General features: G+C 65.7%; 20 protein-coding genes. 12 read left to right on the top strand and 8 right to left on the bottom strand.

Annotation, left to right across the window (positions count from 1 at the left end; translation table 11 throughout):
- Positions 1 to 23 precede the first annotated feature (23 nt).
- Entirely contained in the window at positions 24 to 2,300 is a 2,277-nt protein-coding gene (locus QCE64_RS28115) for a response regulator (protein ID WP_310007502.1), read from the bottom strand.
- Positions 2,301 to 3,104: 804 nt separating this feature from the next.
- Between QCE64_RS28115 and QCE64_RS28120 the strand changes: the two genes are divergently transcribed.
- The 8 genes from QCE64_RS28120 to QCE64_RS28155 all read left to right on the top strand — a co-directional run bounded on the left by QCE64_RS28120 (position 3,105) and on the right by QCE64_RS28155 (position 10,748).
- Positions 3,105 to 3,473 (top strand): response regulator, encoded by a 369-nt coding sequence (locus tag QCE64_RS28120; RefSeq protein WP_309819094.1) that lies wholly within the window; start codon positions 3,105 to 3,107, stop codon positions 3,471 to 3,473.
- A gap of 19 nt (positions 3,474 to 3,492) precedes the next feature.
- Entirely contained in the window at positions 3,493 to 4,113 is a 621-nt protein-coding gene (locus QCE64_RS28125) for a chemotaxis protein CheC (protein ID WP_309927472.1), read from the top strand.
- Between the two features lie 18 nt (positions 4,114 to 4,131).
- Positions 4,132 to 5,073, top strand: coding sequence for a diguanylate cyclase (locus tag QCE64_RS28130; protein WP_309819098.1), 942 nt, complete (start codon positions 4,132 to 4,134; stop codon positions 5,071 to 5,073).
- A 237-nt stretch (positions 5,074 to 5,310) separates the two neighbouring features.
- Entirely contained in the window at positions 5,311 to 6,159 is an 849-nt protein-coding gene (gene hpnD / locus QCE64_RS28135; RefSeq protein ID WP_309925480.1) for a presqualene diphosphate synthase HpnD, read from the top strand.
- The gene (hpnE, locus tag QCE64_RS28140; protein ID WP_310007503.1) at positions 6,159 to 7,460 is read left to right on the top strand and encodes a hydroxysqualene dehydroxylase HpnE; all 1,302 of its coding nucleotides are present in this window, start codon (positions 6,159 to 6,161) and stop codon (positions 7,458 to 7,460) included. The genes hpnD and hpnE overlap by 1 nt, the downstream gene beginning before the upstream one ends.
- Positions 7,457 to 9,436, top strand: coding sequence for a squalene--hopene cyclase (gene shc / locus QCE64_RS28145; protein ID WP_310007504.1), 1,980 nt, complete (start codon positions 7,457 to 7,459; stop codon positions 9,434 to 9,436). The genes hpnE and shc overlap by 4 nt, the downstream gene beginning before the upstream one ends.
- A gap of 53 nt (positions 9,437 to 9,489) precedes the next feature.
- A complete protein-coding gene (locus tag QCE64_RS28150) occupies positions 9,490 to 10,146 on the top strand; it encodes a phosphorylase (protein WP_310008588.1) in 657 nt (218 codons plus the stop codon).
- A gap of 128 nt (positions 10,147 to 10,274) precedes the next feature.
- Positions 10,275 to 10,748 carry a hotdog domain-containing protein gene (locus QCE64_RS28155; protein WP_309819108.1) on the top strand — a complete coding sequence of 158 codons (474 nt, stop codon included), beginning with the start codon at positions 10,275 to 10,277 and terminating at the stop codon, positions 10,746 to 10,748.
- A gap of 47 nt (positions 10,749 to 10,795) precedes the next feature.
- Here QCE64_RS28155 and QCE64_RS28160 read toward each other — a convergent pair whose 3' ends face one another.
- Together QCE64_RS28160 and QCE64_RS28165 are read right to left on the bottom strand one after the other, a co-directional pair.
- Positions 10,796 to 11,731 carry a VacJ family lipoprotein gene (locus QCE64_RS28160; RefSeq protein ID WP_309934313.1) on the bottom strand — a complete coding sequence of 312 codons (936 nt, stop codon included), beginning with the start codon at positions 11,729 to 11,731 and terminating at the stop codon, positions 10,796 to 10,798.
- 47 nt (positions 11,732 to 11,778) lie between these two features.
- Entirely contained in the window at positions 11,779 to 14,445 is a 2,667-nt protein-coding gene (locus QCE64_RS28165; protein ID WP_310007507.1) for an MMPL family transporter, read from the bottom strand.
- A 263-nt stretch (positions 14,446 to 14,708) separates the two neighbouring features.
- Here QCE64_RS28165 and QCE64_RS28170 point away from each other — a divergent pair, with 263 nt between their 5' ends.
- Complete coding sequence (locus QCE64_RS28170; protein ID WP_310007509.1) at positions 14,709 to 15,326, top strand: ABC transporter substrate-binding protein; 618 nt, start codon at positions 14,709 to 14,711, stop codon at positions 15,324 to 15,326.
- A 4-nt stretch (positions 15,327 to 15,330) separates the two neighbouring features.
- Here the strand turns inward: QCE64_RS28170 and QCE64_RS28175 are convergent, their stop codons facing one another.
- Positions 15,331 to 15,969 carry a response regulator transcription factor gene (locus QCE64_RS28175; RefSeq protein ID WP_309819115.1) on the bottom strand — a complete coding sequence of 213 codons (639 nt, stop codon included), beginning with the start codon at positions 15,967 to 15,969 and terminating at the stop codon, positions 15,331 to 15,333.
- A complete protein-coding gene (locus QCE64_RS28180; protein ID WP_310007511.1) occupies positions 15,959 to 17,365 on the bottom strand; it encodes a cache domain-containing protein in 1,407 nt (468 codons plus the stop codon). The genes QCE64_RS28175 and QCE64_RS28180 overlap by 11 nt, the downstream gene beginning before the upstream one ends.
- A 162-nt stretch (positions 17,366 to 17,527) precedes the next feature.
- On the opposite strand from QCE64_RS28180, the gene QCE64_RS28185 reads away from it, so the two are divergent.
- Positions 17,528 to 19,612 (top strand): carbon starvation CstA family protein, encoded by a 2,085-nt coding sequence (locus tag QCE64_RS28185; RefSeq protein WP_310007514.1) that lies wholly within the window; start codon positions 17,528 to 17,530, stop codon positions 19,610 to 19,612.
- A gap of 10 nt (positions 19,613 to 19,622) precedes the next feature.
- Positions 19,623 to 19,817 carry a YbdD/YjiX family protein gene (locus QCE64_RS28190; protein WP_310007516.1) on the top strand — a complete coding sequence of 65 codons (195 nt, stop codon included), beginning with the start codon at positions 19,623 to 19,625 and terminating at the stop codon, positions 19,815 to 19,817.
- Between the two features lie 389 nt (positions 19,818 to 20,206).
- Here QCE64_RS28190 and hpnH read toward each other — a convergent pair whose 3' ends face one another.
- The 3 genes from hpnH to QCE64_RS28205 all read right to left on the bottom strand — a co-directional run bounded on the left by hpnH (position 20,207) and on the right by QCE64_RS28205 (position 22,806).
- The gene (hpnH, locus tag QCE64_RS28195; protein ID WP_309819124.1) at positions 20,207 to 21,361 is read right to left on the bottom strand and encodes an adenosyl-hopene transferase HpnH; all 1,155 of its coding nucleotides are present in this window, start codon (positions 21,359 to 21,361) and stop codon (positions 20,207 to 20,209) included.
- A gap of 13 nt (positions 21,362 to 21,374) precedes the next feature.
- On the bottom strand, positions 21,375 to 22,337 hold the full coding sequence (gene ispH / locus QCE64_RS28200) for a 4-hydroxy-3-methylbut-2-enyl diphosphate reductase (RefSeq protein ID WP_309925502.1): 963 nt from the start codon (positions 22,335 to 22,337) through the stop codon (positions 21,375 to 21,377).
- An 82-nt stretch (positions 22,338 to 22,419) separates the two neighbouring features.
- Positions 22,420 to 22,806 (bottom strand): hypothetical protein, encoded by a 387-nt coding sequence (locus QCE64_RS28205; protein WP_309925503.1) that lies wholly within the window; start codon positions 22,804 to 22,806, stop codon positions 22,420 to 22,422.
- Between QCE64_RS28205 and QCE64_RS28210 the strand changes: the two genes are divergently transcribed.
- Positions 22,805 to 24,007, top strand: a complete 1,203-nt coding sequence (locus QCE64_RS28210; protein WP_310007517.1) for a glycosyltransferase — start codon at positions 22,805 to 22,807, stop codon at positions 24,005 to 24,007. The genes QCE64_RS28205 and QCE64_RS28210 overlap by 2 nt on opposite strands.
- The last annotated feature ends 28 nt before the right edge of the window (positions 24,008 to 24,035 follow it).

Consider the following 24,035-nt stretch of genomic DNA (forward strand, 5'->3'; position numbering starts at 1 on the left):
AAAGTCGACTTTGGAGACGTGCTTCAACGATCGACGGACCGCACATCCCGCTCGCCGGCAGAGGAAAGATCCATGCTCTGCGTGCGGGCGCGGATCGCGCGCAGCAGCGAATCCAGCAAGGCGATGTCGAAGGGCTTCGACAGCACGCGCGCGCCCACCTGCCGCGCGCGGTCCAGTTCCTCGGCGTAGCCGGTGACGAGAATCACCGGAAGCTGCGGTTCGAAACGCTGCAACCGTTCCGCCAGGTCGATGCCATTCATCTGCCCCGGCATGTGGATGTCGGACAGCACGACGTCGAAGGGAAAATCAGCGGGCGTCTGCGTGCGCGCGGCGTCGAGCACGGTCACGGCGGTATCGGCGTTGAAGACGTAGGTGACCTGGTGGCCCATCATCGTCAGCAGCGCCTCGGTGCCGGCCGCGACCTCCTCGTTGTCCTCGACCAGCAGCACGCGCAAACCCTCCGCTTCCGCCGCGACCGCCGCCTGTCCCGCAACCGGCCCGCCCTGCGCGGCCGCCGCGGCGCGCGGCAGGAACAGGCGCACGGACGTGCCCGCGCCGATCGCGCTGTCGATCGTCGCCAAACCGCCCGCGCGTTCGCAAAACGCAAAGACCTGCGGCAGCCCGAGCCCCGTGCCCATGCCCTTCGGCTTGGTGGTGAAGAGCGGCTCGAACGCGCGCCCGAGCACCTCGGCGCTCATGCCGACGCCGGTGTCGTCCAGCGCCAGCCGCGTGAAGTCGCCGGTGATCGGAAAGCCGTCTTCGTGGCGGAACTGCACGTTGTCGGCGCGCACGGTGAAGGTGCCGCCGTTCGGCATGGCATCGCGCGCATTCACCGCGACGTTGATCAGCGCCAGTTCCAGCTCGGCCGGATCGACACGGACAGGCCAGACGTCCGGCGCGACATCGACGTTCAACGCCACCTTCGCGCCGAGCGAGGCGCGCAGCAGCTCGCGCACCGACGGCACCCATTTGCCGAGCGTGATCGTTTCGCTGCGCAACGGCTGCTTGCGTGCGACGCCGAGCAACTGCCGCGTCAGCGACTGGCCGCTCTTCAGCGCCCGTTCCATGGCCGTGAGTTCGCGGTCGAGCCCGGGTGCGCCGCGCCGCCGCGCGATCTGCACATTGGTCGAGACGATCATCAGCAGATTATTGAAGTCGTGCGCCACGCTGCCGACGAGATTGCCGAGCGCTTCCATCTTGCGCGCCTGACGGTAGGCGGATTCGATCGAGCGGCGCATCGACGCTTCCGCCTGCCAGCGTTCCCACGCTTCCTCCTCGATGGCGAGTCGTCGCAGCGATTGCGCGATCACGCCCCACAGGACGATGCAGGGCGCGAAGATCGACAGCGCGAGCACGCTGAGATGGCTGTACCAGTCGGACCAGATGGTCGCGACGGGAAAGCCGCTCGACACATACAGCGGATAGTTGCCGATCCGGCGGAACGCGACGATTTTCAGCTGGTTGTCGAGTCCCGACACCATCCGCACGACGCCGCTGCGGAGTCCCGCGCGATAGGCATCGCGCAGCGGCGAGGCGGGCGCGAGCGACATGCGGTCGGGCGGACGCGGCGGATACCACGCGAGCACTTCGCCGTCCGTGCGCGCGAGGCCGAGCGACACACTCGGATTCTCGCCGATCAGCTCGCGATAAAAATCGGAGAAATAGGCCGGACGCAGCGCGATCGACACCATGCCGTCGAACTTGCCCGCCGGCGTGGTGCGCGCAACGGCCGTATTGAAGACCTGTTCGCCCGCAACGCGTCCCGTCATCACGCGGGAAATCTGCGCGAGCTGCTGCCCCGCACGCACGCCGGTGAAGTCGTCGCGGGTCGCGACGGAGATGTCGGGCGTGGGAAACGTGCGGCTGGTCGCGAGCAGGGCGCCGTCGGCCCCGAACACCGACGCCGCGGCCACTTGCGGATACGCCCCGGCGATCCCTTTCAAGCGCTGATGCAGGACGGCGCCATCGCGGCGGATGGCGCCGGCGTCGAGGTCGTCGAGCAGATCGACGATGCGCGCATTGAGCGTGACATTGAGGTCGAATACCTTGAGCGCGTGCTCCTCGGCGACGCGGGCGGTGCGGGTGACGAGTTCGGAAGCGTTGGCGACGCGCTCGTGATAGCTGGTCCACGCGATGACCGCGACGTAGACGCACGGCAGCACGATGGCGGCGACCAGCAGCGCGTACAGCGTCATGCGCTGCGCGGCGAAGTTGCGCTCAGGAATCGCCGGCAGCGGCGATTCGTCCTGCCGCGTGTCGGCGGCAGGTCCGGCGTCGGACGCGTCACGTTGCAACGTCATTTTTGGCAGCGAGTTGGAAACTTTACCCGGGCAAGAGGCGCCCAGGTGTCGTGCAAGCGGGCAGAACGGCCGTCACACCGTCGTTTCGACGGCCCAACCACAAGAAGCATGCACGAAACATGCCGCGGGTGCCCCGCACTTGTACAAGTCAGAAGCCGACAGCCATGAATCGGCCGGCAACTTAGCGAGATTATGGGCAGCGCAAACGTACACAAAAGTCACAACTTCACGTCATTACGAACGTATGAGATGAATCATCTCATACAAGTTCAACTTGTACCGATATAATCCTCGCCGCGCTATCCACCGAGTTGCTTTGACATTCTGATAGTCAGACAATGCAATCCTCCGACGTATTCGCCATCAGAGCGTCTCGGAGACCAAGCAGCCTCGCGGCGCGTACGGGGGAAGCAACGGGCTCGAAAGGCGGAAGCCGCCGAGCCACGCGACCAGACGAGGGACAAAAGGCCACGGTCCGTCCACCAGCCGGATCATGCAGGGGGCAGGCAACATGACGCCGTTCGAGACCCACACCGCCGCGCGCCCCATGCACATGGCGGCTGCGCCGCGCACGCCTGCCGGCTGGCGCGCTTACGCCCATATGCGGCGCGCCTGGCTCATCGCCGACGACCTCTCCCGCCGACAGCGTTCCTCCGGCCGCCGCGCCAGGGCCTGCGCATCTGTCAATCCATGAAGTGCCTTCTTAAAGATCGCTCGCTGGATGCCGTAATGAAATGCGAGTGCATGCCGTGTCGGACGACATGAATGTCCTCAGCCCGAAACCGCCTAACCACGCCGCCGCCCATGCCGTTGCCGATTGTCATTGCCGATGATTCCCTGCTCGCGCGCAAGGTGTTGACGCGCGCGCTGCCGCCGGACTGGGACGTCGAGATTTCCTACGCCACCAATGGGCGGGAGGCGCTCGAGCACTATCGGGCGGGCCGCGCCTCGGTGATGTTCCTGGACCTGACGATGCCCGACATGACCGGCTATCAGGTGCTCGACGCCCTGCAGCACGAGGATCTGAATACCTTTGTGATCGTCGTCTCCGCCGATGTGCAGCCGCTCGCCCAGGAGCGGGTTCGCGCGCTCGGCGCGATCGCATTCCTGCCGAAGCCGGTGACGCCCGAGGCATTGCGTCCCGTTTTGAAGGAGTACGGCATCCATGGTTGATACTGCCCCGAACGAAGCCCTGAGCGAAGCCCTGAACGAAGATCAGCGCGATGCGCTCCAGGAAGTCGCCAACATGGCGATGGGCCAGGCCGCGACGCGCCTCTCGAAGCTGCTCGGCACGTTCATCGAACTTTCCGTGCCGCGCGTGCGCGTGGTGAGCGTGGCCGACGCGTCCGCCGCGCTGAGCGAGATGACCGGCATCACGGATACGGTCACGGCGGTGCGCCAGGGCTTTCGTTCCGACATCAAGGGCGAGGCCATCGTGCTCTGCAAGAGCGCCAGCGTCGAGCAGCTGTGCGCGCTCGTCGACGATCCCTACACGCAGTCCACCTACGAAGCGACCACCCGCACCGAACTCGTCTTCGATGTGGCGACCGTGCTGATGGGCGCGTGCGTGTCGTGCATTCTCGACCAGCTGGGGCGTTCGCCCATCTTTTCGCCACCGGGAATGCTCGGCGAAGACATCGGGCTCGACGAAGTGTTCCAGCCCGCGATGCTCGCGTGGAAAACGGCGCTGCTGCTCGAAGTGAATTTCGCGCTGGAAGATCACAGCTTCCGCGCTCATCTCGTGATGCTGATGGCCGAAGACGCCATCGCGCACATGAACGAAGCGCTTGACGCGCTTCTCTCCAGTCTCTGAACGAGCCAGGATCCGGGCATGAACGAACTGAGACACGTGCTGAGTGAACTGGTGATCGAGCGCGTGGGTTTCGGCATCTTCGTGCTGGACCGCGATCTCAACGTGCTGATGTGGAACCGCTTCATGGCGGATCACAGCGGCAAGACCGCCGAGCAGGTGATCGGCAAGTCCATCTTCCTGAGCTTTCCGGAACTGCCGCGCGTGTGGTTCACGCGCAAGGTGGAAAGCGTGTTCCAGCTGGGCAGTTTCACGTTCAGTTCGTGGGAGCAGCGGCCGTATCTCTTCAAGTTCGATCACGACCGGCCCATCACGGGCGGCGTCGACTACATGCAGCAGGACTGCACCTTCATGCCGCTCACGCACGAGCGCGAGGTGCGCGCGGTCTGCGTGACGATTTCCGACGCCACGCACGCGAGCATGATGCAGCGCGCCCGCGACGAAGCCGTGGCGAAGCTGCAGGAGTTCGCCGACCGCGACGGCCTCACGGGCATCGCGAACCGGCGCTATTTCGAATTGCGCCTGGGCGATGAATTCCAGCGTTGGCAACGCTACGGCGGCGAGCTGTCGATGCTGCTGTTCGACCTCGATCACTTCAAGCGTATCAACGACGACCTGGGCCATCTGGTCGGCGATACCGTGCTGCGCGTGATGGCGGAGCGCGTCGCCCGGAGCGTGCGCGTGCAGGACGTGTTCGGGCGTTTCGGCGGCGAGGAATTCGCGCTGCTGCTGCCGTGCACGAACTTCGAGGACGCGATGATCGTTGCCGAGAAGGTGCGCCGCGCAATCGGCGAAACGCCCGTGGACGTGCAGGGCGCGTGCGTGCCGGTCACGGCGAGCGTCGGGGCGGCGCGTGCCCGCGCGGGCGTGACGTCGTCCTACGAGGCGCTGATCAACGAGGCCGACGCGGCGCTCTACACGGCCAAACGGGAAGGGCGCAATCGGGCGGTCGGGTTCGCCTGACGCCCTGCCGCGCGCGCCGCGCCGGCCGCCCGGCGCGGCCCGGGCGCAACCGTCGAAACTGTTGATATACTCTGAGCCGCTTTCCGGCGCAGTCGCAGCCGGTTCGCGCCGGCCTTCCTTTCCGCTCAGCCCCCGGTATCACACAAGCGCCAGGTTGTTCCGCGCGCATCGGGCTGTTTCCGAAGCCGGCGCCCGATCCCTAAATTTGCCCGTGGGGGCGCCACAGCGGAGTCCGTCTTGGCCGTTTCCAACATCGTCGCTGAAGAACCCGCGCCCGACGCCGCCAAGGCATCGTCGGGCAGCTCGTTCTATCTGGCGATGCGCATCCTTCCCGCCCGTCAGCGGGACGCGATGTACCAGATCTACGCCTTCTGCCGCGCGGTCGACGACATCGCCGACGAAGGCACCCTGCCGCGCCGCGAGCGCGCGATTGCGCTCGACCGCTGGCGCGAAGACATCGACGCCTGCTATGCGGGCGCGCCGAAACAGTCGCTGCAGGCGCTCACGCAGCACATCCAGGCTTTCCAGCTGTCCCGCGACGACTTCCAGGCCGTCATCGACGGCATGGCGATGGACGCCGCCGGCGACATCGTCGCGCCCGACGAAGCCACGCTCGACCTCTATTGCGACCGTGTCGCGAGCGCCGTGGGGCGTCTGTCGGTGAGGATCTTCGGGATGCACGAGGACGCCGGCCGGCGCCTCGCGCACCATCTCGGGCGGGCGCTGCAACTGACCAATATCCTGCGAGACATCGACGAAGACGCGGACATCGGCCGCGTGTACCTGCCGCGCGAACTGCTCGCGCGCGAAGGCATTTCCACGAGCGACGCGGCGAGCATCGTCGCCGACGCCCGTCTGCCGCGCGTCTGCGCCGTCCTCGCCGAGCGCGCCAGGAGCCACTACGCCCAGTCCGACGCGATCATGGCCGCCTCGCCGCGCGCCCAGGTGCGCGCGCCGCGCATCATGTCGGCCGCGTATCGCACGGTGCTTGACGCCAACCTGAAACGCGGCTTCGACCTGCCGCGCAATCGCGTGCGCACGCCGCGTTCGCGCCTGCTGTGGATCGTGGCGCGCAATCTGATCTGATGTCCCGGCGGGTCCACGTCATCGGTGCGGGCGTGGCCGGTCTCGCGGCGGCGGTCCAGGCGCAGCGGCGCGGCGCACGCGTCGTGCTGCACGAGGCCGAGGCGTTTGCCGGCGGTCGTTGCCGCTCGTTCTTCGATGCCAAACTCGGTGCAACGCTCGATAACGGCAATCATCTTTTGTTATCCGGCAATCAATCGACGATGGCGTATCTGCGGGCGATCGGCGCGACGGATGCGCTGACCGGGCCGGCGCACGCGGACTATTCGTTCCGGGATACCGCAAGCGGCGACGCCTGGTCCATCCGCATGTCGCCGGGGCGGCTGCCGCGCTGGATCTTCGACGCCCACGCGCGCGTGCCCGGCACCCAGCCCGCTGATTATCTGTCGCTGCTGCCGCTGTTCTTCCTGCGTCCGGGGCGCACCGTCGAGGACGCACTGCGCAGGAAGGATCGCGCGTGGGATCTGCTGGCGCGGCCGCTGCTGCGCGCCATGCTGAACGCCGATCCCTCCGAGGCCAGCGCCGAAACGGCAGCCGGCCTGCTGCGCGAGACCGTCGCGGCCGGTGGCCACGCGTGCCGCCCGCTGGTGGCGAAGAGCGGCTTGTCGCACGCGTTCGTCGACCCGGCTCTGCGGCTCCTGCAGTATGGCGGCGCCGATATCCGGCTGGGGGTGCGGGTGGCGGGCATCGGGGTAACAGGCACGGATTCGAATGAGCGTGTAAGCTCGCTGGCTTTCGAGCGTGCGCCGGGAAGCCTGAACGGCGCGGCGGAGCCGCTGGCGCTCGCGCCGGAAGACGGCGTCGTGCTCGCGGTGCCGCCCGCCGCAGCGCGCCGGCTCGTACCGGGCCTGAGCGCGCCGGACGCGTCGCGGGCCATCGTCACCGTGCATTTCGCGACTGATGCGCCACACGGCTTCGAGCCGCTGACGTGTCTGGTCAACGGCCAGTCGGACTGGCTGTTCGTCGCCGATGGCCGCGCGACGGTGACGTTCGCGAGCGCGGACCGCTGGCTCGCGACGCCGCACGAGGAACTGGCGCGGACCGCGTGGCAGGAAGCTGCCCGGGCGATGCGCCTGCCGGCCGCACTGATGCCGCCCTGGCAGGTCGTCGCGGAGGCGCACGCGACCTTTGCCGCGGTGCCCGCGCAGGAAGGCTTGCGGGCCGCGACGCGCACCCGCTGGCCCAATTTCACACTCGCGGGCGACTGGACGGCGACCGGCCTGCCCGCGACGATTGAAGGCGCGATCCGCTCCGGCCAGAAGGCCGCGGATGCGCTGCTGAACCCATCGATGGAACGCAGATGAACGACTTGTCCCTGTCGGCCGTGGGCGCGCAGGTTTCGAAATCGACACTCGATACCGCGATCAACCAGGCCACCGACGCGCTGCTCGCGGGGCAGCATCCTGACGGCTACTGGCTCTACGAACTCGAAGCGGACGCGACGATTCCCGCCGAATACGTGCTGCTCGTGCATTACCTCGGCGAGACCGCGGACCTGACGCTCGAAGCGAAGATCGGCCGCTATCTGCGCCGCATCCAGCGCGAAGACGGCGGCTGGCCGCTGTTCGACGGCGGCAGGATGGACGTTTCCGCCACGGTGAAGGCGTATTTCGCGCTGAAGATGATCGGCGATTCGCCGGACGCCGACCACATGCAGCGCGCACGCGGCGCGATCCTCGCCGCCGGCGGCGCCGAGAAGGTCAACGTGTTCACGCGCATCCTGCTGGCGCTGTTCGGCGTGGTGTCGTGGCGCGCGGTGCCGATGATGCCCGTCGAGATCATGCGCCTGCCGATGTGGTTCCCGTTCCATCTGTCGAAGGTGTCCTACTGGGCGCGCACGGTGATCGTGCCCATGCTCGTGCTCAACGCCAAGCGTCCGCGGGCGCGCAATCCGCGCGGCGTGCGCATCGACGAGGTGTTTGCGAATCCGCCGGTCAATACCGGCATGCCGGCGCGCGCGGGGCATCAGAAGCGCGGCTGGTTCGCGTTCTTCCGCGTGGTGGATTCGCTGCTGCGCGTCGCCGATCCGCTGCTGCCCAAGGGCGGGCGCGAGCGCGCCATCGATGAAGCGGTGCGTTTCGTCGATGAACGGCTGAACGGCGAGGACGGTCTCGGCGCGATTTTCCCGGCGATGGCCAACTCGGTGATGATGTACGACGTGCTCGGCTATCCGCCCGAGCATCCGAACCGCGCGATTGCCCGCAAGTCGCTGGACAAGCTGCTGATCGTCGATCCCGCCGACGACGGCGAAGCGTATTGCCAGCCGTGCCTGTCGCCGGTGTGGGATACGTCGCTGGCGGCGCACGCGCTGCTCGAAACCGGCATGCCGAAGGCGCGCGCGGCGGTGAAGCGCGGTCTCGACTGGCTGGTGCCGCTGCAGATCCTCGACGTGCGCGGCGACTGGATTTCGCGTCGCGCCCATGTGCGGCCGGGCGGCTGGGCGTTCCAGTTCGCCAATCCGCACTATCCGGATGTCGACGATACCGCGGTGGTCGCGATGGCGATGGAGCGCGCCGATCGCGAAAACGGCACGGCCATGTACGGCGAGGCGATTGCCCGGGCGCGCGAATGGGTCGTCGGCATGCAGAGCAGCGATGGCGGCTGGGGCGCGTTCGAGCCGGAGAACACCCAGTTCTACCTGAACAACATTCCGTTCTCGGATCACGGCGCGCTGCTGGATCCGCCGACCGTCGATGTCTCGGCGCGCTGTCTGTCGATGCTCGCGCAGCTCGGCGAAACCGCGCTGAACAGCGAGCCTGCGCGCCGTGCGTTCGAGTACATCGTCAATGACCAGGAACGCGACGGCAGCTGGTACGGACGCTGGGGCATGAATTACATCTACGGCACCTGGTCGGCGATGTGCGCGCTCAACGCCGCCGGCGTCGCGCCGACGGACCCGCGCATGAAGCGCGCGGCGGACTGGCTGATCGGCATCCAGAACGCGGATGGCGGCTGGGGCGAGGACGGCGAGAGCTACAAGCTCGACTACCACGCCTACGAGCCGGCGATCAGCACCGCGTCGCAGACGGCCTGGGCGCTGCTCGGGCTGATGGCGGCGGGGCTGGTGGAGCATCCGGCGGTCGCGCGCGGCGTCGACTATCTGATGCGCACGCAGCAGGCGCACGGCCTGTGGGACGAGACGCGCTTCACCGCGACCGGCTTTCCGCGCGTGTTTTATTTGCGCTACCACGGCTATCGCAAGTTCTTTCCGCTGTGGGCGCTGGCGCGCTACCGCAATCTGACGCGCGAAGGTCTCACGCGCGTCGTGGCGGCGATGTGAGCGCAGACGCGGGTCGTGCTTCTGCCGGCAAGCCCGTCGTGGCCGTGACCGGCATGGCGTTCGAGGCGAAGATCGTGCGCGGGCAGGGCGTGGACGTCGTGTTCGCGGCGCGCAGCGACTGGCTCGAACGCGCGCTGTCCGAGGCCATCGCGCGCGGCTGTTCCGGCATCATCAGCTTCGGCACCGCGGGCGGTCTGGCGCCGGATCTCGCGCCGGGCGCGTTGATCATTGCGGATAGCGTCTGCGGGCCGCTTGGTGAAGTGCCGACCGATGCCGCCTGGTCCGCGCGCATCGTCGCGGCGCTGGCGGGAACACCCGTGGAGCGTCTGACGCGGCGCGGCCCCATGGCCGGCGTTGCCGCGCCGGTGACGGGCGAAGCCGAAAAACAGGCGCTGCATCGCGCGACAGGCGCACTGGCCGTCGATATGGAATCGCACGTGGCCGGCAGCATGGCCCAGGCGCGGGGTCTGCCGTTCGCCGTATGCCGCGCGATTGTCGATCCGGTATGGCGCAGCCTGCCGCCCGCCGCCATGGCTGGCCTGCGGGACGACGGAACCACGGCCATCGGTCCGATCCTGCGTGAATTGCTGCGCCAGCCGTCGCAACTGGGCGGCTTGCTGCGCCTCGCCGGCGACGCCCGCGATGCCCGCAACACCCTCGTTCAGGCTCGCCGTGCGCTCGTAACGGCGCGGGCGCTCGCCTGCAACTGAAGCTTCCTTTATTTCTTGCTTTCTGCGGGTTAACCCCTATCTCGATATAATCAGGGAAAACCCTAATCACCCGCGCGCGTAGATTTCGGTCGAGATCGCGGCGCAAGTAGCAGAAAGTGAGGTATCAAATGAATTTTCATACTCGCAAGTGGGTCAAGCCGGAAGACTTGAACCCCAATGGCACGTTGTTCGGCGGCAGCTTGCTGCGCTGGATCGACGAAGAAGCCGCCATCTACGCCATTTCACAGCTGAACAATCAGCGCGTCGTGACCAAGTTCATGTCGGAGATCAACTTCGTCAGCTCGGCGCGGCAGGGCGACATCATCGAACTGGGTATCGCGGCGACGCATTTCGGCCGCACGTCGATCACGCTGCGCGCCGAAGTGCGCAACAAGATCACCCGCAAGAGCATCCTGACGGTCGAGAAGATGGTGTTCGTGAACCTGAACCAGCAGGGCGAGCCCGCGCCGCACGGCCGCACGAAAATCCGCTATGCCGATGAACTGTTCGAAGCCTATCGGCGCGATCAGGGCCCGGTCGAAGCGCCCGCCATGTCGGGAGATGATCTGTTCGAAGCGCAGGCCGAGGAAGCGGCACACTGAATGAAAATGGGCGCCGTCGAACGGCGCCCATTTTCGTTTGGAGTGACTTACTTGGCGGGCTGTGCCGCTGGATCGTCGTACTGCGGCAGGCCTTGCCCCTTGCTCGAACTGGGCGACGGCGCGCCCTGCGGCGCATTTTCCGCAGGCGCGGGCGACTTGCCGCCGACGCCGCCCGCCGGCGCCCCGGCTGCTCCGGCCGCGCCCGGATCGTCATACGTCGGCAAGCCTTGCTCCTGGCTGCTGCCGCCGCTCTGTCCCGGCGGCGCACTGGCGCCTTCCGGCGCGCTCGCGCCTTCGTCGCCGTAGTCAGGCAGCGTCGACGCGCCGCCGCCAGTCAGCAGGTACTGGCGGCGCTGCGTGTAGGCATCGCGGACAAAAGCGTATTTGTCGAGCGCGGCCGCCGAGAGCAGGTCGGTCGCACCGATCAGATCGGCCCGCGCGCTGACGAAATTCACGCCGTACAGCGGCCAGCGGATGTCGGCATCGGTATAGCTGATCGGATTCACGCGCCAGTCGACCAGCCAGGTGGTCGAGTCGCGGAACGAACTCGGGCCGAGCAGCGGCAGCACGAGATACGGACCCGACGGCACGCCGTAGTGCCCGAGCGTCAGGCCGAAATCCTGGTGATGCTTCGGCAGGCCCGCCGGCGACGCAATATCGATCAGCCCGCCGATCCCGAACACCGAGTTCATCGCGATGCGCATCAGATCTTCCGTGGCATCGGTGATCTTCAGTTGCAGCAGGTTATTGGCGAAGTTGGAGAAGTCGCCGAGATTCGAGAAGAAGTTGCTGACGGCGGTGCGGAACGGGCTCGGCGTGTAATCCACGTAGAACTGCGCGACGGGCTTCGCCACGTAGGTGTCGAGCGTGTCGTTGAACGTGAAGATCTTGCGGTTCATCGGCTCGAGCGGATCGCGCGGATTGCGGTCCGGGCCGGTTGCGCAGCCGCTGGTGGCGAGCATGCCCGCGATTGCCAGTCCCATTCCCAGGTTGCGCACTGCGCGAGGGGTCAACGCCGTCGATCCCGACTTCATTCTTCAATTCCTCTTAGGTTGTCATGCCGTTGAGCCGCGCGCAGCCTGGCCCGGTCCGCGGCGCGTACGCGGCGCGGTTTGCCCATCAGGACCGGCTGGAAGACCACGGCGCCGACCAGCGTGCAAAACAGCGACAGCGCCAGCAGCCGCCCCATGCTGGAGGTGCCCGGATGATGCGAGAACCACAGGCTGCCGAATGCGGTTGCGGTGGTGGCCGCGCTGAACATCACGGCGTGCGTGAGACTCGATTGCAGCAGGCGCGTCTGGCCGGAGCGCCACGCCATCACGAAGTAGATCTTGAACGCGACGCCCACGCCCAGCATGAGCGGCAACGCGATGATGTTCGCAAAGTTGAGCGGCATCCTGAAGACAACGCACAGCTCCAGCGTCACGATCGCGGAAACGAGCAACGGTACCAAAGTTCTCAGAACGTCGCCAAAACGGCGAAGTGCGATCCACAGCAGCACCGTGATCGCGGCCAGCGAGTACAGCGCCGCCTGCTGGAACGACTTGATGATGGTCTCCGCCGAATGGCGCACTGAAATCGGCCCGCCGATCGCGTCCGGCTCGGCCTTCTGGACAGCATCGGCGAAGCGGGCGAGCAGCGCGTCGTCGTTCGGATCGGCGCCGGGAGGAATCTTCGGCGAGACATCGACGAGCGCCTGTCCCTGCGGCGTCACCCAGGTCTCGACCATCTGCGGGGGCAGGCTCGCGCGAGTGATTTCGCTGGGCGTCAGCAGCGAACGCAGTTGCGCGAGCGCGATGCGCAACGGGTCGGCCAGTGCGTGGTCGGCGCGGTCGCGGGTAGCGGCATCAGCCTGGGCAAGCTGCGCGAGCGTCTGCGACAGCTGCTTCGCTTCCTTGTCGCCGGGGCCGGGATGCTCGTCGGCCGCGAGCGACAACTGGCTCGACACGCGCTTCAGCGCCGCGACCCTGATCTCGTCCGTCGCCGGGGCGGCCGTGGGCTGATCGAGCGCGGGCAACAGCTGGTCGGCGGCAGCCTTGATGAGCGCGAGCTTTTGCGGCTGGTCGCCGGGGATCAGCGACGACAGCGTGGTCGCGCGTCCGACTTCCGGCAGCTTGTCCAGCTTCGCGGCAATACGGTCGGCATCGGCAAGCGAGGGCGCCAGCACCGCGACATCGTTGACCGCGCCTTCGGGCGAATCCTTGAGCGAAAGCAGCGTTGCCATCGACTCGGTGTGCGGATCCTTCAGATGCAGCGGATTGAAGTCGAAGCGCAGGTTGAACAGCAGCGGCAGCGCGCCGATCACCACGACCAGCGTGCCGATCAGCACCGGCTTGCGATGCTTGTCGAGGAATTCATCGACGGGTGCGAGCACCGGAAAGCCCGGCGAGTGCGCCTCGCCCGGCGGCGCGAACACCTTGATCAGCGCGGGCAGCAGCGTCATGTTGGTGAGGTACGCGACGAACATGCCGACGCCCGCGATCAGGCCCAGTTCCGACACGCCGCGATAGGCGGTCGGCAGGAACGAGAAGAAGCTTGCGGCGGTCGCGGTGGCGGCGAGCGTCAGCGGCACGGCCACATGGCGTGCGGTTTCCGCGAGCGAGACGTCGAGCCGCTTGTGCTTGTAGCGCTCCTCGCGGTATTTCACGCCGAACTGGATGCCGAAATCCACGCCCAGCCCGACGAACAGCACCATGAACGCCACCGAGATCATGTTCAGCGCGTGGACCATCATGAGACCGAGCGCGGCCGTGATCGCCAGGCCGACGAACAGCGTGATGAACACCGCGAGAATCATGCGTTTCGAGCGCAGCGCGACCCACAGGATCATCAGCACGACCAGAAAGGTCAGCACGCCGTTGAGCGCGGCGCCGTCCTGCACGGATGCGAATTCCTCGTCGGCGAGCGGCTGCGCGCCGGTCAGATGCAGGCTGGCGCCATACTTTTTGTCGAGGCCAAGTTCGGCGGCTTTCGCGCGGATCTCGTCCGATGTGCCCGCCGCCGCCTTCAGCGCGTTGAAGTCCAGGTCGGGCAGGACGGTGATGAAGGCACGTCCCGGCGCATCCTTGTTCGACGAACCCGAATCCGCCAGTTGGCGCCAAGAGAACGCGGCCGGTTGATTGGCCAGCACGTGTGTCAGCACGGTGTTGGCATGGCCGAGCAGGCCGGCCATCTGGCCGAGATTGACCTGGCCAAGCGTCAGCGGCAGGTTGAGCGTGGTGTTGAGCGTCTGCGCGAGACCGGTGAGCGTCGGGTCGTGGGCAAGCGTGTTGATGAGCGGACGCGCCGAGACGAGCTGCTTCGTCACTTGCTCGACCTTGTCGACGGGCAGGTAGAGCAGGCCTTCGTGCTCGAAGAACGGGCCACCCGAAGGCTGCGACACCGACTTGAAGCGCTCCGGTTCCTTGGCGAGGGCGGCGGCGAGCTGGTTCGCGGCGGCGTCGGCGAACTCCTGCGCGGGCGCTTCCACCACGATAAGCAAGGTGGCTCCGCGCTGCGGAAAGGCCTGGTCGATGGCCTTGCTGCGCGCCGCCCACTCGGGTTCGGTCTCGATCAGCTGGCTGACGTCGGTGCTGATCTTGAAATGATGAACGACGTAGATCGTGCTCAGCACGCCGAGCAGGAGCGAAACGGCGATAATCCAGGCCGGGCGGCGGATGGCGAGGGTGACGAAACGAGTGATGTTGGACGTCAGCATGAAGACGCTACCTGTGTGTCCTGTTATTTTTGCGCATTGCTGCTACGCGCGAAGTGCATGATGCCGATCGCCGGAAAGCGCATCGCTCCGATCAAACGACGCGGTGTGCCGCGCAAGTATAGCGGGCGCTTCAGCACTGTCCGCGCTTGAACTGTCGCGGCGCTGCGGTGTCGATATACTTGCTGCACCAGCCGGCGGCAGCCTTGTGCAACGTCCAGGGCCGTAGAGCCCACGCCAACAAACCAGATCAGAGAACGGGTGCCATGAAACGCTATCTGTCCATTTGCTTCGCTTTCCTCCTTGCCTCGGTGGCCTTCACGGGCGAGGCAGCCGCACAAACGAGTCCCGATGCCGTCGTCAAGAACGCGGTGGAGGGCACGGTCGACGCGATGAAGGCCGACCCGCAGGCGCGCGGCGGCGACATGGCGAAGATCACGCAGCTCGTCCAGACCCGCTTCCTGCCCGCCACCGACTTCCAGCGCACGACGCGCATCGCGGTGGGCAAGGCCTGGGCCAGCGCCACGCCCGAGCAACAGAAGCAGCTGTATGACCAGTTCCAGACGCTGCTGGTCCACACCTACGCGGCGTCCCTGTCGCAACTGCGCGACCAGGACGTGAAATTCAAGTTCGACTCGCCCAACATCGATGCCAACACCAAGGACACGGTGGTCGAATCGCACGTCATCTCCACGGGCGGCGACAACCCGGTGCGCTACCGTCTGCAGAAGACCCCGCAGGGCTGGAAAATCTATGACATCGACATGATGGGCGCGTGGCTCATCCAGGTCTATCAGCAACAATTCGCGGGGCAGTTGCAGAAGGGCGGCGTCGATGCCCTGATCAAGTTCCTCGCCGAGCACAACGCCCGTTCGGCGGGCTGACGCGCTAGCGTCGGCGGTGCTCTACCGCGAATTTGATCAGCTCGGCCTGGCCGTCTATATCCAGTTTGCGCTTCAAATTCAGCCGGTGCGTTTCTACCGTGCGCACCGACAGCCCGTGCTGTTGCGCGATCTGCTTGCTCGAGAGGCCTTGCGCCAGCGCGTCGAGAATCTCGAGTTCGCGCGGCGTCAGGCGTTCGAGCGGGGTTTGCATTGAACGTGCCTGGATCATGCGCGCCGCCACGCCGGCGCTGAAGAAGGTCCGGCCGGCGAGCACCGCGTCGATGGCCTGGATGATTTCCGTCGCCGGCGAATCCTTCAGCACATAGCCGCTCGCGCCCGCGCGCACTGCCTGCATGACGTACTCGACGTTGTCGTGCATCGACAACATCAGCACGCGGATGTCCGGAAAGCGCTCGTGGAAGCGTGCCGCCAGCTCGATCCCGCTCATGCCCGCCATGCCCACGTCCATCAGCACGAGATCGGGCGGATTCGCCTCGTCGGCGGCGAGGGCCAGTGCATCCGGGCCATTGCCCGCTTCGCCGATCACCCGCAGATGCGGCACGGAATCGAGGCGCGCGCGCAGGCCGTCGCGCACCAGCGGATGATCGTCGACGAGAATCAGGCGGGCGGGTTCAGCGCTCATCGGCGTGTCCTTGGAGATTGGGTGCGGCGAGCGGCAGCGGCACGCTCGCGACGATGACCGTACGGCCCAGTTGCGAGTCGATGCGCAGCGCACCGCCCAGTGTATCGAGCCGCTCGCGCATGTTGCGCAGGCCGAGGCCGCGCATGGGATCGGACAGCACGGCGGGCACGTCGAAGCCGACGCCGTTGTCCGTGATGTCGAGCGTCACCGCGTGCCTCGCGACGGCAAGCGTCAATTGCGCGCGCGACGCCTTGGCGTGCCGCGTGATGTTGTTGAGCGCTTCTTGTGCGATCCGGAACAGCACGGTGTTGATGGTGTCCGGCAGGCTTTCGCCCGTGCCGGTCGAGTCGAAAAGCACTTCGATGCCGTCCTGACCGTTCGATTCGCGCGCGAGTTGTTCGAGCGCGGCGGCGAGGCCGAGGTCGTCGAGCATCGCGGGGCGCAGCGCGTGGGAGATGCGCCGCACTTCGCGCAGCGTCCCGGCGAGCCGCCCGAGACCGGTCGAGAGCGCGGCTTCCGCGGTGGGTTCGCGCGCCGCGCTGCGTTCGAAGCGGGCCAGCGCCGATTCGAGCAGCAGCTTCACCGATACCAGCATCTGGCTGATGCCGTCGTGCAGTTCGCGCGAGAGGCGCGCGCGTTCCTGTTCCTGCGATTCCACCACTTGCCGCGCGAGGCGCCTGAGCTTGGCGTCGGCGCTGCGGTGCTCGCTGATGTTGAGCACGGCGGCGCAGATCGCGATGACGGCGAGCGCGGCCAGCGCAATGACGCCGATCCACGTCAGCGTGCGCGCGATATTCGAGGCGGCGCGGTCGTCGATGCGCGCGAGCGTCGTTTCCACGTCTTCGAGATAGATGCCGGTGCCGATCATCCAGCCCCAGCGTTCGAGCGGCACGACATAGCCGAGCTTGGGCGCGAGCAATCCCGTCGATGGCCTGCGCCACAGGTAGCGCACATAGCCTCCGCCTTGCGATGCCTGGCGGACGAGTTCCTGAATGGTCAGTGCGCCGTTGGGATCGCGCATCAGCCATAGATCGCGGCCGACGAGATCGGGCTGGCGCGGATGCATCAGTGACAGGCCGTGCATCGTGTAGACGAAGAAATAGCCGTCCTGGCCGAAGTCGAGCCGTTGCAGCGCGTCGAGTGCGAGGCGACGGCGTTCTTCGTCGCTGCGCGGGTCGCCGGGGGGCGGGCCATAGAACGGCGCGATCGTGCTCTTCGCGATCTCGACGTAATGCCGCAGCTCGATTTCCTTGCTCGAGACGTACGCGGCCTGCGTGGTGGCGTGCTGAACCTGCGCGAGCGACTGCGCCTGCTGCCGCACGCCGTAGGTGATGCCGCCGATCGCGAGCGCGAACGGCACGATGGCGAGCAGGAAGATTTTGACCTTGAGATTCATTGCAACAGGGTTTTCCGCTACGTGAAGGCACGCAGCGCGCGTACGTAGTCATGCGCTTGTAAGCGTTCCGGCGAAAGCGAATACTACCGCCCAATGCGTCATCGTGGCGCATGGCACGACTACGGAGCCTGGCTCCCAAGGTCATACAAACAAGGAGACGCCATGAATCGGGCTTCAGGATTCCTGGTCTGGATTGCGCTCGCGCTGCTGGGCGCGTTCGCATTCGGCACCATCGCGCTCGCGCACGGCGAACGCATCAGCGCACTGTGGATCGTCATCGCGGCGGTCTGTGTCTATCTCATCGCTTACCGGCTGTATTCGCGTTTCATCGCGGGCAAGGTGCTGCAACTCGACGGCCTGCGCATGACGCCCGCCGTTCGTCACAACGACGGCCTCGATTACGTTCCCACCAACAAATACGTGCTGTTCGGACATCACTTCGCGGCCATCGCGGGTGCGGGTCCGCTGGTCGGTCCGGTGCTGGCCGCGCAGATGGGCTACACGCCCGGCATGCTGTGGATTCTGGCCGGCGTCGTGTTCGCGGGCGCGGTGCAGGACTTCGTGATCCTGTTCATCTCGACGCGCCGCGACGGACGCTCGCTCGGCGATCTCATCAAGATGGAACTCGGCACCGTGCCGGGCGTGATCGCGCTGTTCGGCACGTTCCTCATCATGGTGATCATTCTCGCGGTGCTTGCGCTGATCGTTGTGAAGGCGCTGACGAATTCACCGTGGGGCACCTTTACCGTTGCGGCGACGATTCCCATCGCGATTTTCATGGGCCTGTACACGCGCTATATCCGTCCGGGACGGATCGGCGAAGTGTCCATCGTCGGCTTCGTGCTGCTGATGCTCGCGATCACGTTCGGCGGACACGTCGCTGCTTCGCCGGCCATCGCGCCGTGGTTCACGTTCACCGGCACGCAGTTCGTGTGGATCCTGGTCGGCTATGGCTTTATCGCTTCCGTCCTGCCGGTGTGGCTGCTGCTCGCGCCGCGCGACTATCTCTCGACCTTCCTCAAGATCGGCACCATCGTGGGCCTCGCGATCGGCATCCTGATCGTCGCGCCCGAACTGAAGATGCCGGCGTTCACAAAGTTCGTCGACGGCAGCGGTCCGGTGTGGTCGGGCAATCTGTTCCCGTTCCTCTTCATCACGATCGCATGCGGCGCCGTATCGGGTTTTCATGCGCTGATCTCGTCGGGCACGACGCCCAAGATGATCGACAACGAAATCAACATGCGCTTCATCGGCTATGGCGCGATGCTGATGGAATCGTTCGTCGCGATCATGGCGCTGGTCGCCGCCTGCGTGATCGAGCCGGGCATCTACTTCGCGATGAACAGCCCGGCCGCGCTGCTGGGCAGCACGCCGGAAGCGGTCGCGCAGACGGTATCGGGGTGGGGCTTCATGCTGACGCCGGACATGCTGACCTCGACGGCGAAGGCGGTGGGCGAGACCACCATCGTCGCGCGGGCCGGCGGCGCGCCGACGCTCGCGGTCGGCATGGCGCACATTCTTCACCAGGTGATTGGCGGCGAGGCGATGATGGCGTTCTGGTATCACTTCGCCATCCTGTTCGAGGCGCTCTTCATCCTGACGGCCGTCGATGCGGGCACCCGTGCCGGCCGCTTCATGCTGCAAGACCTGCTCGGCACGTTCCATCCGGCGCTGCGCCGCACGGAATCGCTGCCGGCCAACCTGATCGCGACGGCGCTGTGCGTGGCCGCCTGGGGTTACTTCCTGTATCAGGGCGTGGTCGATCCGTTCGGCGGCATCAATACGTTGTGGCCGTTGTTCGGCATCTCGAACCAGATGCTCGCGGGTATCGCGTTGATCCTCGGCACTGTCGTGCTGTTCAAGATGAAGCGCGAGCGTTATGCATGGGTGACGCTCGTGCCGGCCGCATGGCTGCTGATCTGCACGCTGACCGCGGGCTGGCAGAAGATCTTCGATGCCAATCCGAAGATCGGTTTCCTCGCGCACGCCGGCAAGCTGCGCGACGCCTACGACGCGGGTAAGGTGATGGCGCCGGCCAAGTCGCTGCCGGAGATGCAGCGGATCATCTTCAATGACTATGTCGATGCGGCGCTTGCGGGCCTGTTCATCTTCGTGGTGTTGAGCATCGCGGTGTACGGCGTGATGGCGGTGCTGCGTGCGCGTCGCGAAGCCCGTCCGACGGTGCGCGAAACGCCGTTCGAGCCGATGCCTTCGGGTGCGGGCGCGGCAGTGCGCTCGGGACATTGAGGACGCGGTGATGTTCGACGATATTCGACAAGCGGGACGGTATCTCGGCCAGGCAATGCGCCTGATGGTCGGGATGCCGGACTATGATGCCTACGTCACGCACATGCAGGCGACGCATCCTGACCAGGCGGTGATGTCGTATGCGGAGTTTTTTCGCGAGCGGCAGGAAGCGAGGTACGGGACGGGGGCGGGGAAGTGTTGTTGAGGTGAGGGGCTGCTTCGGTGTTGAAGAGAACGCGACGGTGATGAGCCGTCGCGTTTTTGTTTTGCGTCTCTCGCACAATTTATGACGCGCTTGCCACCATAAACGACGAAACAGTTCTCTTAGACTTTGTTCGGAATGGTTCTAATCGGAGTCTTGGAGGAGCAGTTGCAATGTCTGAGATTGAACAGCGTAAAACCAGCGAGCCTTGGGTGAGCAAGGACGCTCTCGCCGCTTAAAAGTTGCGGGGAAGTGTTCTGCTTTATATCGACCCATTCAAACCCGTGAGCCTCGAAGACCGGAGCGCGCTCAAAACCAGAAAGCGAAAGAAACGAAAAAAGGCGGATGACTCATCGTCATCCGCCTTCCACTCTGACGAGTACGCAGCCGCCTTAATTCGCCACAGCCGCCGTTTTCGCGCCCTTGTTCTTCTGCATGCGTCCGATCTCTTCCAGCTTGATCTCCACATGCTTCGAGAACACGTATTCAGCCGGGCGCTGCTTGTCGAACGGCAGGTCCTTCGCGAACGCGCCCGTCGTACGCGGACCTCGCAGCGCGATCTTCGCCGCCTTGAGCGGATGCGCCACCGTGTCCATCACGGCCGTCGCTTCGAAGCCGCAGTGGACCATGCAGTCCGCGCACTTCTCGTACTTGCCCGTGCCGTACTTGTCCCAGTCGGTGGTTTCCATCAGCTCCTTGAAGGTCTTCACGTAGCCTTCGCCGACCAGATAGCACGGCTTCTGCCAGCCGAACACCGTGCGCGCCGGGTTGCCCCACGGCGTGCATTCATACGTCTGATTGCCCGCGAGGAAGTCGAGGAACAGCGTCGACTGGCTGAACGACCAGTTCTTGCCGTTGTTGCCGCGCTTGAAAATTTCGCGGAACAGCGTCTTGGTCTTGTCGCGGTTCAGGAAGTGCTGCTGGTCCGGCGCGCGTTCATACGCGTAGCCCGGCGACACCGTGATCCCGTCCACGCCGATCGGGCCCAGCGTGTCGAAGAACTTCGCCACACGCTCCGGCTCGGCGTCGTTGAACAGCGTGCAGTTGATGTTCACGCGGAAGCCACGGCGCTTCGCTTCCTTGATGGCCGCGACCGCCTTGTCATACGTGCCCGGCTGCGACACCGAGTGATCGTGCGCCTCGCGGTCGCCGTCCAGGTGGACGGACCAGACGAAATACGGGCTCGGCTCGTAGTCGTCCATCTTCTTTTCCATCAGCAGCGCGTTCGTGCAGAGATACACGAACTTCTTGCGCGCCATGATGCCCTTGACGATCTGCGGCATTTCCTTGTGCAGCAGCGGCTCGCCGCCTGCGATGGAAACGACCGGCGCGCCGCACTCGTCGACCGCGCCGAGACACTCTTCCAGCGACAGGCGCTGGTTCAGGATCGGATCCGGATAGTCGATCTTGCCGCAGCCGTTACAGGCGAGATTGCAGCGGAACAGCGGTTCGAGCATCAGCGCGAGCGGATAGCGCTTGTTGCGGCTCAAGTGCTGCTTGAAGATGTAGGCGCCGACACGCGCCTTCTGAAGCATCGGAATAGACAATTGCCTGCTCTCCTTATTCTTCGCGAATGGCCGTGGCCGCGACGGCGGCGAGCGGTTGCATGAGCTTCGCGGGGAGTTTGAATTCGACCTTTTCCTCGCGGCCGTTCATCGTCGTGACTTCGACGGGTCCGAACGCGCGCAGGGCATCGATCACATGTTTGACCATTTCTTCAGGCGCCGATGCGCCTGCGGTGATGCCGACTGTCTGCACGTCGGCGAACCATTCCGGCCTGATCTCCGAACCGTCCGCCACGAGGTAGCTCGGCACGCCGCTTTCGGCGCCGATTTCCCGCAGACGGTTCGAATTGGAACTATTGGTGGCGCCCACGACGAGCAACACGTCCACCTGATCCGACAGCTCGCGCACCGCGGCCTGCCGGTTTTGCGTCGCGTAACAGATATCGCGCGTATCCGGCCCGACGATATCCGTAAAACGGCGCTGCAGCGCGTCGATGATGCCGCGCGTGTCGTCCACTGACAGCGTGGTTTGCGTGACGTACGCCACCGGGGTATCGATGTCGAGCGTCAGCTTCTCGACTTCCGCCTCGCTCTGCACCAGCACCACCTTGCCCGGAATCTGGCCGATGGTGCCTTCCACTTCCGGATGTCCGGCGTGGCCGATCAGAATCAGCGTGCGGCCCTGCGAGACATATTGCCGCCCCTGCACGTGAACCTTGGTGACGAGCGGGCAGGTGGCGTCGAGCACATCGAGACCGCGTGCGTCGGCATCTTTCTCGACGCTGCGCGCCACGCCGTGCGCGCTGAAGATGGCTACCGCGCCGTGAGGCACTTCGTCCAGTTCCTCGACGAAGCGTGCACCCTTGCTGCGCAGATTGTCGACCACATGACGATTGTGAACGATCTCATGACGCACATAGACGGGTGCGCCATGCCGTTCGAGGGCCCGATCGACGATCTCGATCGCACGGACCACGCCCGCACAAAAGCCGCGGGGTTGAGCAAGGATGATACGCATATTCGAACGAACTCCGACTGACGCGGGTTTCGGGGTTGGCCGGCGGCGAGCTCGCATGATTCCGGCGCGCTTTTCCAGCAATTCAGGTTGCGTGACGACTGTTTAACCCGACACTTGACAAACGGCGCAATAACCAAAACAGCAGACCGGAAAAAAAGACATGTTGGGGATGGGTCTGCGCGCCTAAGTTGACCGCGTATTCTAACGCGTTCCCTTTTCGGGCGCTCACTGCCTGCCATGGCCGACGGCGCGCCGCGGCGCACGCAAATACGGCGCTTTTCAGAACCCAGTAGACTGTCGGTCGCTTTCGGTCAGGCGCGGCCGTGCCGGGTGGCGTTTTAAAGCGCATCCACGCGCCGGCCTGCCCCTCGTGCCGGTCGCGCAACGCCCGCGTCGTCACGTCAGGAGCCGGTTGAAACCGCTCCGCCTTGCTTTTCCCGTTCTTACCCCAGCTAAACACCTGAAACATGCTACTGATTGCCTGGCTGTCCCTCCTGATCTGGCTCGTGCTGCTGTTCGCGCGCGGCGGGTTCTGGCGCGCCGAGCCCGTTCCGGCGTTGTCCGGTACGACCATTCACGCCGTCGGCAGCGCGGAAATCGCGCGGCGCGGCGCGTGGCCGGCGCTCGTCGCGGTGGTGCCGGCGCGCAACGAAGCCGATGTCATCGGCCGCGCGGTCGGCTCGCTGCTCAAGCAGGACTATGCGGGCGCGTTCCACGTGATCGTCGTCGATGACCACAGCACCGACGACACCGCGGGCGTCGCCCTCGCCGCCGCCCGCGATCTCGGGCTCGAAGACCGCCTGACCGTGCTGACCGCGCAGCCGCTGCCGCCGGGCTGGTCGGGCAAGGTGTGGGCGCAGTCGCAGGGCATCGGCGCGATTGATTCGCTCGGGCTGCCCGCCGAATATCTGCTCCTCACCGACGCCGACATCCACCATCCCGCCGATGCCGCCACGCAACTCGTCGCGCGCACGATTCTCGAAGACCGCGATCTGGTGTCGCTGATGGTCCGCCTGCGCTGCGATTCGCTGTGGGAAAAGGCGCTGATTCCGGCCTTCGTGTTCTTCTTTGCGAAGCTTTATCCGTTTGCCTGGGTGAACGACGTGCGCAAGGCCACTTCCGGTGCTGCGGGCGGCTGCATGCTGGTGCGGCGTTCGGCGCTGGCCGAGGCGGGCGGGATCGAATCGATCCGTCAGGAACTGATCGACGATTGCAGTCTCGCCGAGCGCATCAAGCATCGTTTCGGCCGCAACGCCGCGCGTCCGATCCGCCTCGACCTCGCGCAGACCAGCGAATCGCTGCGTCCCTACGACAGCTGGCGCGACGTCTGGAACATGATCGCGCGCACGGCGTTCACGCAGTTGCGTTACTCGCCGTTGCTGCTGATCGGCACGGTGATTGGCATGGTGGTCATCTATCTGGCGCCGCCGCTGCTGTCCCTGGCGATGGGCGCGCGCGCCTGGCCCGCGTGCGTGGCCTGGGCGCTGATGTGCATCGCCTACGGGCCGATGCTGCGTTACTACCGCAGGTCGCTGCTGTGGGCGCCGCTGCTGCCGCTGGTCGCGTTGTTCTATGTCAGCGCGACGATCGGCTCGGCCGTGCGTTACTGGAGCGGGAAGGGCGGGCAGTGGAAGGCGCGGGTGCAGGCGCCGACGCAGGAAGGTTTGTAAATCCCATATACCGGGCGGCTTCGCGACG

Origin of the sequence: Caballeronia sp. LZ043 (genome assembly GCF_031451075.1) — a bacterium.
In the GTDB taxonomy this organism is placed as follows: domain Bacteria; phylum Pseudomonadota; class Gammaproteobacteria; order Burkholderiales; family Burkholderiaceae; genus Caballeronia.